Annotated in this window: 11 protein-coding genes; all 11 read left to right on the top strand. The window is 72.8% G+C overall.

The genetic code is table 11. From position 1 onward, the window contains the following. The first annotated feature begins 52 nt into the window (after window positions 1–52). The 11 genes from ACFWVE_RS10955 to ACFWVE_RS10905 all read left to right on the top strand — a co-directional run bounded on the left by ACFWVE_RS10955 (window position 53) and on the right by ACFWVE_RS10905 (window position 14,833). On the top strand, window positions 53–1,114 hold the full coding sequence (locus ACFWVE_RS10955; protein WP_384010720.1) for an ABC transporter substrate-binding protein: 1,062 nt from the start codon (window positions 53–55) through the stop codon (window positions 1,112–1,114). Further along, window positions 1,111–2,124 carry a FecCD family ABC transporter permease gene (locus tag ACFWVE_RS10950; RefSeq protein ID WP_384010718.1) on the top strand — a complete coding sequence of 338 codons (1,014 nt, stop codon included), beginning with the start codon at window positions 1,111–1,113 and terminating at the stop codon, window positions 2,122–2,124. The genes ACFWVE_RS10955 and ACFWVE_RS10950 overlap by 4 nt, the downstream gene beginning before the upstream one ends. Beyond that, window positions 2,121–3,005 carry an ABC transporter ATP-binding protein gene (locus ACFWVE_RS10945; protein WP_384010714.1) on the top strand — a complete coding sequence of 295 codons (885 nt, stop codon included), beginning with the start codon at window positions 2,121–2,123 and terminating at the stop codon, window positions 3,003–3,005. Before ACFWVE_RS10950 ends, ACFWVE_RS10945 begins: the two co-directional genes overlap by 4 nt. 419 nt (window positions 3,006–3,424) lie before the next feature. Beyond that, window positions 3,425–3,628, top strand: a complete 204-nt coding sequence (locus tag ACFWVE_RS10940) for a hypothetical protein (RefSeq protein WP_384010710.1) — start codon at window positions 3,425–3,427, stop codon at window positions 3,626–3,628. Continuing rightward, the gene (locus tag ACFWVE_RS10935; RefSeq protein WP_384010707.1) at window positions 3,628–3,972 is read left to right on the top strand and encodes a hypothetical protein; all 345 of its coding nucleotides are present in this window, start codon (window positions 3,628–3,630) and stop codon (window positions 3,970–3,972) included. Before ACFWVE_RS10940 ends, ACFWVE_RS10935 begins: the two co-directional genes overlap by 1 nt. A gap of 110 nt (window positions 3,973–4,082) precedes the next feature. Continuing rightward, entirely contained in the window at window positions 4,083–5,264 is a 1,182-nt protein-coding gene (locus ACFWVE_RS10930; RefSeq protein ID WP_384010703.1) for a hypothetical protein, read from the top strand. Window positions 5,265–5,267: 3 nt separating this feature from the next. Then, window positions 5,268–7,493 carry a caspase family protein gene (locus ACFWVE_RS10925; protein WP_384010699.1) on the top strand — a complete coding sequence of 742 codons (2,226 nt, stop codon included), beginning with the start codon at window positions 5,268–5,270 and terminating at the stop codon, window positions 7,491–7,493. Window positions 7,494–7,580: 87 nt separating this feature from the next. Continuing rightward, window positions 7,581–8,819, top strand: coding sequence for an AAA family ATPase (locus ACFWVE_RS10920; protein WP_384010695.1), 1,239 nt, complete (start codon window positions 7,581–7,583; stop codon window positions 8,817–8,819). Between the two features lie 4 nt (window positions 8,820–8,823). Continuing rightward, window positions 8,824–11,751 (top strand): SAV_2336 N-terminal domain-related protein, encoded by a 2,928-nt coding sequence (locus ACFWVE_RS10915; protein WP_384010691.1) that lies wholly within the window; start codon window positions 8,824–8,826, stop codon window positions 11,749–11,751. 1 nt (window position 11,752) lies between these two features. Continuing rightward, on the top strand, window positions 11,753–12,700 hold the full coding sequence (locus ACFWVE_RS10910) for a hypothetical protein (RefSeq protein WP_384010687.1): 948 nt from the start codon (window positions 11,753–11,755) through the stop codon (window positions 12,698–12,700). Between the two features lie 12 nt (window positions 12,701–12,712). Continuing rightward, a complete protein-coding gene (locus tag ACFWVE_RS10905) occupies window positions 12,713–14,833 on the top strand; it encodes a PQQ-binding-like beta-propeller repeat protein (protein ID WP_384010684.1) in 2,121 nt (706 codons plus the stop codon). Window positions 14,834–14,973 lie beyond the last annotated feature (140 nt).

The following is a 14,973-nucleotide window of genomic DNA, read 5'->3' as shown; positions in this document are numbered from 1 at the left end:
GTCCTTTGCAGGCCAGGCTCCGCGTACGAGCCCCGACAGGCAAGGCGTCCCCGTGCCCCGTGCTCTCCCCGTTCCCCGCCGCCGCGCCGCAGCCCTTCTCCTCGCCCCTGCCCTGCTGCTCACCGCCTGCGGCGGTGGCTCCGGCGACAACGACGCCGGCAAGGGCTCGGACAGGCCCGCCGCGTCCGGCTACCCGCTCACCCTCGACAACTGCGGGCACCAGGTCACGGTGAAGTCCGCACCCCAGCGGGTCGTCTCCCTCAACCAGGGCACCACCGAGATCCTGTTCTCCCTCGGCCTCGCCGACCGCATGGCCGGCACCGCCACCTGGACCGACCCGGTGATGAAGGGCCTCGAGGAGGCCGACGCGTCGGTGCCCCGCCTGGCGGACAGCAGCCCGTCCTTCGAGAAGGTGCTGGACACCGAACCCGACTTCGTCACCGCCTCCTTCGTCTCCACGCTCGGCACGGGCGGCGTCGCCACCCGTGAGCAGTTCGAGAAGCTGGGCGTACCCACGTACGTCTCACCGGCCGACTGCTCTGCCGGAAAGGACAACGACAGCGGCGGTGACGGCTCTCGAAGCAAGCCGCTCGGCCTCGACACCGTCTACGGCGAAATACGCGACCTCGCCCGGGCGTTCGACATCGAGGAACGCGGCGAAGAACTGGTCGCGGAGCTGAAGGAGCGGGTGCGCAAGGCCACCGACGGCCTGGACGCCTCCGGCATCTCCCTCATGTACTGGTTCGCCAACTCGCAGTCGCCCTACCTGGCCGGCTGCTGCGGCGCCCCCGGTGCCATCACCCGCGAGACCGGTGCGGAGAACGTCTTCTCCGACACTCACGACGAGTGGCCGCAGATCAACTGGGAGACCGTCGCCGACCGCGACCCCGACGTCATCGTCCTCGGCGACCTGACCCGCAAGTCCCAGACCGCGGAAACCGCCGAGGCGAAGATCCGTTTCCTGGAGACCAATCCGGCCACGCGCCACCTCGCCGCGGTGAAGGAGAAGCGGTACGTCCTGCTCAGCGGCCAGGCGATGAACCCCTCCATCCGCACCGTGGAAGGGATCGAACAGGTCGCCGCCGGCCTGCGCGACCTCGGGCTCACCAAGTGAGCCTCCGCACCCTGCTGCCGGCCGGTGGCGGGCTCGCGGCGCTGGCCGCCTCCGTCGCCGTCGCCGTGACCATCGGGCCCGCCGACATCTCCACCGCCGACGTGTGGGCGTCGGTGGTGGCCCACCTCGGCGGCGGCGAGAGCACGTTGACGCCGTTGCGCGACGGCATCGTGTGGAACCTGCGGATGCCGCGCACCCTGCTCGCCGCCCTGTGCGGCGCCGGACTCGCCCTGTGCGGCGCGGTCATGCAGTCCCTGCTGCGCAACCCGCTCGCCGACCCGTTCGTACTCGGCGTGTCCTCAGGGGCGTCCACGGGCGCGGTCGCCGTGGTGGTGCTCGGCATCGGCGGCGGGGCGGTGTCGCTGTCGGCGGGCGCCTTCGCCGGCGCCCTGGTCTCCTTCGCGCTCGTGATGCTGCTCAGCCACAGCCTCGGCGGAAGCATGGACCGGGTGGTGCTGTCCGGCGTGGCGGCCATGCAACTCTTCTCCGCGCTGACCTCGTTCATCGTGCTGACCTCCGCCGACGCCGAGACCACCAAGGGCGTGCTGTTCTGGCTGCTCGGCTCGCTCGCCGGCGCCGACTGGGGCCAGGTGCTGCTGTGCGCGGTGGCTCTCGCCGCGGTCCTCGTCGCCTGCCTCGGGCACTCCACCACTCTGGACGCCTTCGCCTTCGGCGAGGAGGCCGCCGCCGGCCTCGGTGTGCACATCGCCCGCGCCCGCCTCGTACTGCTCTGTGCCACGGCACTGCTCACCGCCGTCCTGGTCAGCTGCGCCGGCGCGATCGGCTTCGTCGGCCTCGTCCTGCCGCACGCCACCCGCGCCCTCACCGGCGCCGGCCACGCCCGGCTGCTGCCCGTCACCGCGCTGGCCGGAGCGGTGTTCCTGGTGTGGGTGGACACCCTCGCCCGCACCGTCGTCGACCCTCAGGAGGTCCCGGTGGGCGTGGTGACGTCCCTCATCGGCGTACCGGCCTTCATCGTCGTGCTCCACCGAGGCCGGAGGAAGACATGAACAGCCCTTGCCCCGACCAGCACAGCCCCGACCAGCACAGTCCCGACCCGGGAGCGGGCGGTACCCGTCCGGACGGGGGCCTGCGGGCCGACCGGGTCGGCCGACGCGCCGACGGCCGCCTCATCGTCGACGGCGTCACCCTCGCCCCGTGCCCCGGCGAGACCGTCGGCCTCATCGGACCCAACGGCTCCGGCAAGTCGACACTGCTGCGCCTGCTGGCCGGCGTCCTCGCGCCGGCCGCCGGCGTCGTCCAGCTCGACGGACGGCCCCTGCCCGAGATCGGCCGCCGGGCCGTCGCGCGCCGCGTCGCCACCGTCGAACAGCACGCCCACACGCAGACCGACCTGACCGTCCGCGACGTCGTCGCTCTCGGCCGCATCCCGCACCGCCGCGCCTGGAACCCGGCGTCCGCCGCCGACGAACGGGCCGTCACCGCCGCCCTGGCGCGCACCGGTCTGACCGGCCGGGCCGCCCAGTCGTGGCACACCCTCTCCGGCGGCGAACGCCAACGGGCCCAGATCGCCCGCGCCCTCGCCCAGGAACCGCGCGAACTGCTGCTGGACGAGCCGACCAACCACCTCGACATCCAGCACCAGCTGGACCTGCTCGACCTGATCGCCGGCCTGCCGGTCACCACGGTGATCGCCCTGCACGACCTCAACCTCGCCGCGATGTACTGCGACCGGCTCCTCGTCCTGCGCGACGGCCGCGCCTTCGCCGAGGGCCATCCCACCGACGTGCTCACCCCCGCCCTCATCGAGGAGGTCTACGGCGTCCGCGCCGAGGTGACGCGGCATCCCGGCCACCCGGTCATCCGCTTCCTGCGCGGGCCCGGCACCACGACGGCCGCCCGGCCCGCTCGGCCACCGGTTCAGGCCTGACCGAGCCTCGGCAGCACCCCTTACCCCGCGGGAACGCCGACGGCACCGCACGCCATGCCAGGAAAGACCGCCCTTGGCGGGCCGGGCGACGGCTTCGTACCGGATCAGCTGACCGACAGGGGACACGTACTGTTCAGCCGCCCGGGTGGGGACCTCCGGCTGGTCAGCGGTTCGGGCAAGCGCATCGCCTCCTGGTCCGAGGACGGTACCTCCCTCGTCTCTCCCGACGGGAGGTTCTTCGCGACGTGTGCCCTGGGAGAGGGGGTTTCACGGAAGTCCGGGCGATCAGCCCCGGAGCCCAGGAGGGAAGGCGTCGCGCCTTCAGCGTCGACGCAGATCCGGACGATGACATCGACTGCTCCTCGGACGTCGACTTCAGCTCCGACGGCAGTCGCCTGGCACTGCGGTGCAAGACCACGGTGAGCGTTTGCTCCACCTCCGACGGTGGCGAGAACTGCTCCGCCGTGGACATCGGCGACCTCGAGGTCGCGGCGCTGAGCAGGAGCGGCGGATACGTCCTCGCCTACTCGTACAACGGCCACATCGAGGTCTTCGGCAGCGACGGGGGTTCCGCGTTCTTCCGCAAGGGGGGACGCGTCAGAGGGACACCGAGGGCCGGCTGATGGACCAGGCGGCGCTCGACGACCGGGCCAAGACGCTCATGCACCGATCGCCGCAGGGCAATCGGATACCGCGCTTCGATCCCACCGGGCCGCTGTCCGGGGCCGGCCGCCGGGACCGGACGGGCGAGGGTGCCGCGGTCTCCGCCGACGGCAGCGTGGGCATGTACCGCACCGGCGGCGTGGTTCCCCGCTTCCAGCACCTCGTCGGCATGCGCACCGGTGAGAAGCTCGGACCGGTCCGTGTGCTGCGGGTGAATCCCCGCCGACGCGTTCTTTCGCTCTGTCTGTTCCTGATCGATTGGGCTCCATCGTCTTTCCGGAAAGGTGAATCCTCGTCCGGGTGAGATGAATTCAAGGAATGTGCGGAGAGGATTCCTCGGGTCGCGCTACCGTTGGCGGCCGTCGCGGTGTTCATGGTCGCGGCACCGGGGTGGGGGGACATGTGCGAAGAAGTATGAAGACGATTCTGTTCGTTCACGGAACGGGCGTTCGGTCGAAACGCGAGCGGGAAGCACTCGACACCCTCGTGGACGGTTTCCGGAAAGTGCTGCCGGACACCGTGGTGGAGACGTGCTCCTGGGGCGACGTCCTGGGCGTGACTCCGGCGGACGAGACCGACGCGGGGGACGGCACGGGACCCGCCTGGGCCCCCGAGGGGCACGGAGTGACCTGGTCGGATGTGGAGAGGGCGGTGTGGGCCCGGCTGTACGACGATCCGCTCTACGAGATCCGGACGGCGGTCCTGGCGGCCTCCGACGACGCGTCCGCCACCTCGCCGAGGGCGCTGGACCTGCTGAGGACGCGTATCGGCGCCATGCCGGACGATCCGGAAGTCGGGGAATTGATTCCGGCAGGCGAACCCGGCGAGCAATTCCGCGCAGCCGTCACGGAACTGCTGCATGCCCGGGAATTCGCAGTGGCCCTCCCCTTTCTCGCCGCACGGGCGTCGCACGACCTGGTCGCGCGGTCCGTCACCGCCGCGTACATCAGGTTCCGGGAACGGGACGGTGGCCCCGTCCTCGTGTCCGCCGCGGAACGCGACACGCTGTGCCGCGTCATGGAGAAGCGGCTGGGCGGGGCCGCCCTCGGCATGGGCGACAGGGCCCGGGCCGTCGCCTGGTCCACGGCACAGCACATGGCCCGTCCGGTGGTCCGGCGGCACCGGAGCACCCTGCTGGCCCGCGCCACACCGGCGCTCGGCGACATCCTGCTCTACCAGGCCCGCGGCAAGCCGCTGCGGACCTATCTGGCCGAGCGGGTAAGGGAGATCGACGGGCCGGTGGTCCTGCTCGGGCACAGCCTCGGCGGAATCGCCTGCTTCGAGAGCCTGGTCGCCCACGCGCTGCCCAACGTACGGCTGCTGGTGACCGTGGGCAGCCAAGTTCCCTACCTGTACGGCCTGGACGCGCTGGCGACGCACCGCCTCGGCGCACCCCTGCCGGACCATTTCCGGGCCCGCTGGGTGAACGTCGTCGACGAGGAGGACCTCCTGGCCTTCCCCGCGGACGACCACTTCGCCGGGCGTGTCACGGACGTCGAGGTCGACACCCGTGAGCCGTTCCCCCGGGCGCACGGCGCCTACTGGACCACACCGCGCGTCTACGACGCGGTGCGCACGGCTGTCGAGGAGTGCTGATCGATGGTCGTACGCGCTCTGGTGGTGTGCCCGGAGACGTACGAGGGCTCGTCGCTGCGGCCCATGCCCGGCTCCCTGGCCTCCGGCCTCCGCTTCGCGTCCTGGCTGGTGAACCACGTCGACGAGCCGTGCTCCGTCACCTTCCTGACCAACGCCGACCACCTGTCCGGCCCGCAGCCGGCCCCGCCGCCCGAGCCCCTGTCCGACTCGCGGCCCGGCCGGCCGCCCGCCGCCGAGTCGCTGGAGGAGTCGGTGTCGGCGCGGCTGCGGGCGGCCTCGGCCGGCGCCGGACGGGCCGGCGTACCGGCCGACGTACGAACCGATCTGGCATCCGCCGACCTTGTCCCGATCCTCGAGTTCTTCGGCCCGGCCGGTCCCCACCCTGCGGGCGGACTCGGGGAGGACGACGCCTTCGTCCTCTACTGGATCGGGCACGGCGGGATCAGCCGCGAGAACCCCGCCGGCCACCTGCTGTACCTTCCCCACAATCAGCGCGTCGCACTCGAGGACCTGCAACGCGGCATGGCGGGCCCCGGCAGACCCGGACGCCAGCTGTTCGTGATCGACGCCTGCCGGGAAGCGGACACCACCAGGACCGCCGACGGCGGTGCCCGGACCCTGACCGTCGCCGCCGGCACCGTCCCCCATCCGGACTGGCTGGGGCTCGTGCTCTACGGCGCCCGCCACGGCGAGCAGGCCCTTTTCGACGAGGGCAGGGGCGGAGTGTTCACCGGTCGGCTCCTGGACGTACTGGAAGCGCTGCCGACCGGCGGCGCGCTGGATCTGAAACAGATCCGGCAGACCGCCGTCGATCTCGCGGCACGCTTCCGTGAGGGCTACGGACAAGGAGATCCCGAATACGGCCAGATTCCCACCCACTACTGGATCAGCCACCAGGGCGACAGGCTCGTGGACCGCAACTTCCTGCCGGGCGTGGCGCTCACCGTCACCCAGGCCGAGACGCTGTGCCGGACGCTGAGCGGGGCGGGCCTGACCCCAAAGGAGGAGGACGCGGTGTGGGAGTGGCTGCACCGTTACGGCCCGCGTCTTGCCGTCGACGAGAACCTGACCCTGCCCCAGATGGCCGTGCGGGTGACGGAACTGCCCCACCGCGCGGACGGCACCCACTGCATCACCGATCTCTGTGTCGTCCTCGCACGCCTCGAGCGTCTGCGGGACGGCATCCACCAGTGGTACGCGTCCTGGGCCACGGACAAGGACCTCCCGCCACTGGCGGAAGTGTCCGTTCCGCCCACGCCCGAGAGACGGCGCGGACACCTGGTCATAGACCTGGAACGGCTGGACGAGCTGAGCCACGGCGAGGCCTCCGCCGAGCGCGCCGAGCCCCGGAGCATCCGAGGGCCGCTCTATCGCGCCAAGGCGTGGTTCTACACGGGACACAAGCATCAGCGGATCAGTTTGCCGAGGCAGAGCTGGCGCAAGGACGAGTTCTCCCACCTCGTCAAGCTGATCTACGGCAGGGCCCACGCCAAGGTGCAGTCCGCGCTCGACGGCGCCTGGGTGGAATTCATCGTCGACCGTGACCTGTTCGGCCACCGCTTCGACACCCTGCCGAGATTCTCGGTGCCCAGCGGGAGGGCGCCGTCGCTGGGGGACGGCGGACCGGTGGTGCTCCGCGACGGCTGGCGCCACCACGGAGGCCCGCAGGCACTGAGCTGGCAGGGCAGGGCCTCTCTCCTGGACTCCGTCCCCGCGGCACGACTGCAGTGGACCGTCTGCGCCCCGTCCTGTCCCACGGGCGAAGCGGAATCCGAGCGGCACGCCGGCCCAGAGGGCTCCGCCCTCCCCCTGAACGCGGTCAACGGTGCCGGAAGCGCGTCGACCGCGGCCGGAGCCGACGGCGGCGCGGACTGCGGCGCGGACCCGTGTGCCGGCATCGTGCTCTCCCGCCCCCTGGCCGACCAGGCGCACGTCGATCTCGTCGGTACGGCCCTCAACAACGGTGCCCTGCTGGCCATATGGCCGGCCCGGCCCCCGGCCGACGGCTGCAAGCGCGGCGGTGACGACGGCGCGGTCTGCGACGGCGTGCTCGTACGGGAGAGCCTGCTGCGGCGACTCGACGGCCGCCCCCTGCACGACCTGCCCGAAATCGTCTTCGACCTCCGCAGAACGGGCGGCGCCGAGGCCGAGGTGTTCCGGGACATGGTCGTGCTCTTCGACGACCCGCGCCGTTCTCCCCGGCTCCGCAGACCCCTGAATCCGCCCTGACCGGAGGAGCGGCCCCCAGGGGGCCGGGGCCCGCGAGCACCGCAGGGACGGATGTTCAGAAGGACGGATGCACGGAAGGGACGAGCAATGACGGATGGGCCGGTCGCCGCCTCGGCGGTTCCCGACTGGTGGGTCTACCGCGGACACTGGGGCGAGCCCCGCACCCGGGCGTACCTGCCCCCTGGCATTCCCGAGCCTCCGCCCTGGCGCTCCTTCGGACTCCACAAGCTGGTGCCCCCCGAGAAGGAGACGGCACTGCGCTCGCGGGACCCCTCGAACAGCCGTCTCCCGGTGCCGCCACCGGAGACCGGGGAAGCGGCGTCGTGGGACGAACAGGCGGCGGTCGCCTATCGCGGCGACCGGGAGGCGCACGACCTCGTGAACGCTGCGATCCAGCTGCGCCGGCCCCTGCTGGTCACCGGTCCGCCCGGTACCGGAAAGACGACCCTGGCGGCCTCCGTCGCCCGGGAACTCGGCCTGGGACCTGTCCTGCGGTGGGGCATCACCAGCCGGTCCACTCTGCGCGAAGGGCTCTACGAATACGACGTGCTGGGCCGCCTGCACGACATGAACCTGCGCAAGACCGTGCCCCCGGACGCGGCGTGGTGCCGGCCGGGGAGTGGCCCCGGGGACACCAGAACCCGCAAGGACGCGGGATGGTCCGAGCACACCGGAGGGGCCGAGGGCACCGGCCGGTCCGGGGACGTCGGCCGGTCCGGGGACGTCGGCCGGTCCGGGGACATCGGACGGCACGAGGACATCGGCAAGTACGTCAGGCTCGGCGCGCTGGGAGACGCGCTGCTGCCCCGGCGCAGGCCCCGCGTGCTGCTGATCGACGAGATCGACAAGAGTGACGTGGACCTGCCCAACGACCTGCTGCACGTCTTCGAAACGGGCGGCTACGAGATCCCCGAGCTGCGCAGGGTCGCCGAGTCGCCGGTCCGTGTGCTCAGTTGGGACGGCAACGACCGGGTGCCCGTGCACGACGGCCGGGTCCGGTGCGCACAGTTCCCCCTCGTGATCCTCACCAGCAACGGCGACCGGGAGTTTCCCCCGGCCTTCCGCCGTCGCTGTCTCTTCCTGACCCTCAAACGGCCCGAGGGGGAGCGCCTCCACGAGATCCTCCGCGCACACGTCCCCGAGCTGAAGGACCTCTCCCAGGTCGCGGACGTCCTGGAAAAGTACAAGGGACTGACCACCGCCGGCCGTCAACTCTCACCCGACCAGCTGATCAACGCCGTACGCCTCAGGCTCACGGCCCAGTTGGGGCCGGACGACCTGGAGACGATCACGAACGCGGTGTTCCATTCGCTCTCCGGGGTGTGACGCGGTGCAACCGGAGGTCGCGCAGGCGCTGTTGAACTGCGACGGGGTCGGCCTGAGCGAAGTGCTCGACACCGCCTGGCTGGCGGCACGCCTGCCCGCGGGGTCTCCGGCGTCGCCGACACGCCGCCCGGGGCCCGGTCCGCGTCCGACGGATCAGGCACCGGCCGGTCCGGCCACGCCGGCCGCCGGCCCCGGAGCCGGCGAGCGGACCGCCGGCATGGCCCTGTGGCTGCCGGAAGCCGAGCCCCTGCTCACCGGAGCGGGGGAGGCCACCGCCCTGGTCGACGCGCCCCTGCCGCCGCGGATGCTGCCCGGCCGCCTGGAACTGGGCAACGCCCTTCGGCCGCTGCGCCGTACCGGCCCCTCGCCCGTACAGACCGCGGTGGACGAGGAGGCCACAGCCAAGTGGGCCGCGGCCACCGGCATGGTCGTGCCGATGGTCGAGCCCGCCGAGGAACCGTACTTCGACCTCGCGCTCGTGTGCGACACCGGCTCGTCGATGCGGCTGTGGACGCCGATGCTGCGCGAACTGGCCCGGGCCGTCGCCCAGTACGGCGTCTTCCGGTCCATCACCGTGAGCCGGCTGGACTCGCGGACCGCCCGCACCGTGCCGACGACCGCCGGTGGCGGGTCCAACAGCCTGCGCACGCTGCTGGAGCCCGACGGCAGACGCCTGATCGCCCTGGTCACCGACGGCGTCGGCACCGGCTGGCACGACGGGCGGATGGCGGAGCAGGTCCACCTGCTGTCCGGTTACGGACCGGTGGTGATCGTCCATCTGCTGCCTCGCTACCTGTGGGGGCGCACCGGGATCGACCCGCTGCCGGTGACGTTCCATCCGGAGTCCCAGGGGGCCCGCTCACGGCGTTTCACCGGCCTCGCCCGGCGGTTCACACCGGCCGGCTGGTCGCCGGCCGACCTGTGGCCCGGTGGCTGCCCCCCGGCCGGTGGACCTCCGCACGCGGTCCCCGTCGTGCCCCTCGCGCCCGGTCCGCTGAACCGCTGGGCCGCACTGATCACCGGTGCGCACGATCGCAGCGTGTCCGCCTCGGCCTGGATCGTCGCCGCCGGTCCGGGGAAGGAGCGGAACGATCCTTCCTCCGGCCCGGTCCTCGCGCCCGGCGCCCGGTCCGAGGCCGTCCGGGAACCCGCCCCCGACACCGCGCCCGCGGACCCGGCCGACGCGGGCGAACTGCTCGACGACTTCGACGCCGTCGCCGGCAGGCGTGCCCGGAGACTGCTGCGCAGTCTCGCCGTGGTGCCGCTGAGCCTGTCCACCATGTGGCTGACGCACATGGTGACCAGCACGTGGCGTCAGGAGCCCTACGATCCCGCGCCGTTGGCGGAGGTGTTCTTCAGCGGGCTGCTGGTGCGTCGCCAGGAGGGATCCGGTGCGCCGATGGACGATCCGGCCTACGAGTTCACCGGGAACGCCCGGCAGATCCTGCTGGAGAGCATGGACCGGGTCGAGGCCGTACGGGTCTTCGACAGGGTGTCCAGCGAGGTGGCCAGGATGCGGGGCCGGACCGCGCTCGCCTTCCCCGCCCTGCTGGCGTCGCCGCGCGACAGCCGGCTGATCAGCCAGATCGACCCGGAAACCCGTCCGTTCGCGGAGATCGCGGTGCGCATCCTGAAAGGGATGGGTCCCGCCTACGGAGACGCGGTGCGGCGTATCGAGGCGGCCGTCGACGGGCTCGACGGGCTCGCGCCCCCGGCCGGCGAAGGCGCTCCTGCACAGTCCCCGCCGGTCCTGGGCGCCCCCGCCCCCACCCGGAGGCCGCCCGGGAGCGCGGCGGTCGAGCCACAGGCGGTCGACTCCCCGGTACCGACCGGTCGCCCGCCATCACCGCAGCCGCAGCCGCCGACCCCGACTTCGCCCCCGGTGCGCTTCCCGCCGCCCGTCCCCGCGCCCGAGGCCGCCCCCGCCTCCACCCCCGTCACGCCCGACCGCACGCCCCTGCGGGTACCGGAGTCCGCCGACACCAAGGAGCCCGAGGAGGCCAAGGAGCCCAGGGAGCCCGCGGTTCACACCTCGAAAGAGGCCACCGAGCCGCAGACGAGGCGCACGATCGCCGTCCTGGGGGCCGCCTACAGCGGCAAGACGACCTTCCTGGCCGCCGCGGGACTGGCCGCCTCGGGCGCGTCACCGGACCTGGGCCGCTGGAACATCGTCGCCGAGAGCGAGCGGGCCGAGCTCTTTCTCGTGGAGCAGACCAACACGCTGGCGGTGGCCCGCCGGTTTCCCGAGGGGACGACCGGCCCGAGTTACTTCTCGTACGTCTTCCGCGCCGAGCTCACGCGGGGGCGGCGTCCGGAGCGGATCGACTTCGCCCTGGACTTCTGCGATGCCAGCGGCCGCACCTACCAATGGGAGACCTACGGCGACAACCGCGTCATTCACGAGCACCTGGGCCGTGCCGGGCATCTGGTGATCCTGGTCGATCCCACCGGGGACCGTCCCCAGGCCGAGTTCCTCGCCCCGCACCTGGAGCGACTGCTGCGGGAGTTTCACGAACAGCGCCGGCTGGTGCGGGGACGCCTGCCGCACCGCGTCGCCTTCTGCGTCACGAAGTTCGACGAGCCCTCGGTCTTCCAGAACGCCCGGCGCGGCAACTGGGTCGGGCAGAACGCGCAGGGCGACCCGTGCGTGCCCGCCGCGGACGCGGAGGACTACATCGGCTGGCTGGCGGACGACTCCGGCTACGTGGCACGGGCACGGGCGCTGACGAAGGCTTTCTTCCTCCCGGACCACGTCAGGTGGTACGCGGTGTCGGCGATCGGCTTCCACCGCGCCGCCGGCGCGCTGAACCTGGACGACTGCTCGAACCGCACCCACGACGAACACGGCCTGCCCGTGCTGCGCGGTCCCGCCCGGCCGGTGAACGTGCTGGAACCGCTGATCGACCTGGGACGAGCGCCGGGAGGCACCTGACATGACCCCCACTCTCAGTCTGCGCGCGCGCTGGGCGGTGCTGTCGAAACTCCCGGCGGACGTCAGCGACTACCGCGTCCTGCGGTGCAGCGACGGCCCTTCGGAGACGGCCTGGTTCGAACGCGTGATCAGGGCCTCGTTGTTCGGCACCCCGCCGCCGTGGTCCACCGCGGGACGTCCTGGCGAGGTCCTGCCCTGGATCTCCTTCGGTGTCTGCGGCGCGGGCGTGGAGGCCACGGGCAGCAGGTGGATCACCGTCTCCGTGACGGACTGGAACAGCTTCGCGGAGGCCACCTGGGACTCCTCGGGCCGGCGGTCCGCCACCACCCGCTGCTTCCTGGTGCCCTACGAGGAGCTGGCCCGGCACGGGCTGGGACTGGTCTCCCTGTGGAACGCGGTACGCCCCGTGCAGCTGCCCGTGCCCGGCGAGACCGAGGAGAGCGGGACGCCGCAGCCCGTGCTGCTCACGGCGCAGGCCGACCCCGTGGAGCGGACCGCGCGGCGGGTGGAGGAGGCCGGCTTCGGCTGGGCGGCGGCCGTCGCCGCCGTCGCGCTCGAGGCGCCGCTCGCCCTGCGGGCACAGGGCGACCGGTTCGCCCTCGACCGGATCGGCGTCATCGACGCCGTCGCCTCCCTGCTGCCCTACGGGTACCGGGCCACGCTGAGCGCGTCGACCTGGGCCCCGGACGCCACCGCTGACGCCCCTTGGATCTGCTACACCAAGGCGTCCTCGCCACGGCGGCGCGTCGTGGACGAGGACGCCCCGCCCGAGCCCGTCTCGTCGCCGGCCCGCGCCCATCTGGCCCGGCTGTGGATGCTGCGGGAGGAACTGGGCACCGACGGCCTGCTGCGTGCGCTCGCCCGGCGCACCGCCCCTGCCTCGTTCCCCGGCGACGAGGGGTCGCGCCACCGGACGGGCCGGCGGGCCGACGCGCACGGGGAGGCCTGACCGGTGTCCTCGATGGAGCCCCTGAGAAGTGAGGACCCCCGGCGGCTGGGGCGGTTCCGGCTGCTGTCCCGTATCGGCGCGGGCGGATTCGGCGAGGTCTTCCTCGGACAGGAGGAACCGGGCGGCCGGGAGCGGTTCGCCGCGGTCAAACTCATCCGTACCGATGTCGCCGAGTCCGAGCGGCTGCGGCCCCGGTTCCGGAGCGAGATCGAGGCCGTCGACCGGGCCGGCGGCGAAGGCATTCCCGAACTCCTGGACGCCGACCCGGCCGCCCGCCGCCCCTGGCTGGCCACCCGGTACGTGCCCGGCCCCTCGTTGCAACGGCTGGTCGACGACGCCGGCCCGCTGCCGGAGACCACGGTGCTCGCCCTCGGCCGCCGACTGGCCGGCACGCTGGCCGCCCTGCACGGCTCCGGGCTCTATCACCGGGACCTGAAACCGAGCAATGTGCTCGTCACCGCGACCCGCCCCTGGGTCATCGACTTCAGCCTCGTACGTCTCACCGCCAATCCCAGCCTGACCGTCACCGCGGACGCCATGGGCAGCTTCCAGTACGCCGCCCCCGAGCAGGCGAGCGGTCTCGGCCGCGCCCAGGGGCCCGCCGACGTCTTCGCCTTCGCCGCGACCCTGCTCTTCGCCGCGACGGGACACCCCCCCTACAGCGGGCGCAACCAGTTCGACATCAGGCTGCGCGCCCTGACGGAACCACCGGACATCACCGGCCTGCGCGACGGTCCGCTGCGTGACCTCGTCACCGCGTGCCTCCGGTTCACCGACACCGAGCGCCCCTCGATGGACGACGTACGCGCGGGGCTGGCCCGCACGACGGACACGGACCGCATCCCCTACCCGCCGGCGGCGCTCCATGTGTTCGGGCACCATATGGACACGCTCCGTGCCCTCATCGGGCCGCGCGCCGACCAGTTGGCGTGGGAGGAGACGGAGGAGCGGGAGACCGAGCGGGCCCGAGGCCGCGACACGGGCCGGGCGGCGGGCCGGGGACCGTGGCGCCCCGGGAACCGCACCGGCGACGGACTCGCGCCGACCGTGCCCGCATACGCGCCGACACCGGTGCGGGTGGCCGCACCGGAGCCCGCTCCGGCGTCCGTGCAGGAGCGCGCACCCGCACCGGCCGCCGGTGAGCGTTGGGTCTGGCACTGCCACGACTGGCTGCGCGTACCCCCCTGGCTGATGGGGGACATGGTGCTGATCGCCACGGCGGGCGGGGTCCTGTACGGCGTCGGGTTCCGGAGCGGGCGGCCCCTGTGGCGTCTGGATCTCGGCGCACCGGTGCGGGGCGGGTTGATCCCGGCGCGGGACGCGGTGGTGCTGGGCGCCGCCGACGGAGCGGTGCACCATGTCCGGCTGGCCGCGGCCGGCCCCGAGCACGCACGGCACCGGTTCTCGGCGGGAGTGCACGCGCTGGGCTGGTCCGGTGCCCCCGGCGACGACCCGGACCGCCTCTTCGTCGCCGAAGGACGGAGCGCGCGCGTCCTCGACCTCCGTTCCGGGGACTGCGGCTGGGCCGTCGAGGACGCCGGAGTCGTGACAGGACGAGCGCTGGTCGCCGTCGGCACGGTGGTCTACCGCACCGACCGCGGCCAGGTGGTGTGCCGGCGGATGGACGACGGGGGCCGGCTGTGGGGCGTGCACCTGCGTGCCGCCGGTCCGGCCGGGGTGACTGCGCTGGACGACGCCGTCGTCGCGCCGGGGGCGGACGGGACGGTGGCAGCCCTGTGCCGTGCGACGGGCGAGACGGTGTGGACGGTGCGGGCCGGCGGCACCGTCCACCTCGCCGCCGTCGGGTGCGGCCGGGCAGTCGTGGTCGCGACCACGGAGGGCTCGGTCACCGCGCTGGGCGCCGACGACGGCCGTCCGCTGTGGACGACGCGGGCGGCCGGTGGGGCGGCGCCATGCGCCCTGGACATCCTGGTGGACGGCTCGGCGGTGTGCGTCGCCGACCAGCGTGGGATCCGGCTGCTCGCCGTCCACGACGGCCGTCTGCTGAGGCGCTGGGAACTGCCTTCCGTCTCGGGGCTGAGGCCGGTCGAGGACGGGCTGATCGCGGTCGGCCTCGACGGCGCCGTACGTCGGCTGGCCCTGGAAGGGGGCCGTCGTCCGGCCACGGACTGAATTCAGTCATATCACCACACTGCATGATGTACATGCATTTCAAGAAAGAGAAGGATGGATTCTGGCTTTTCCTCGGACAACGGGGTGAGTGCCCCGCTACGATCGCTGACGCGTGCTCAGTTCGCACCCCGTGAACGGGG

The sequence above is a fragment of the Streptomyces sp. NPDC058632 genome (assembly GCF_042717095.1).
Classification (GTDB): Bacteria; Actinomycetota; Actinomycetes; order Streptomycetales; family Streptomycetaceae; genus Streptomyces.
This window is presented reverse-complemented; position numbering and strand designations above follow the sequence as displayed.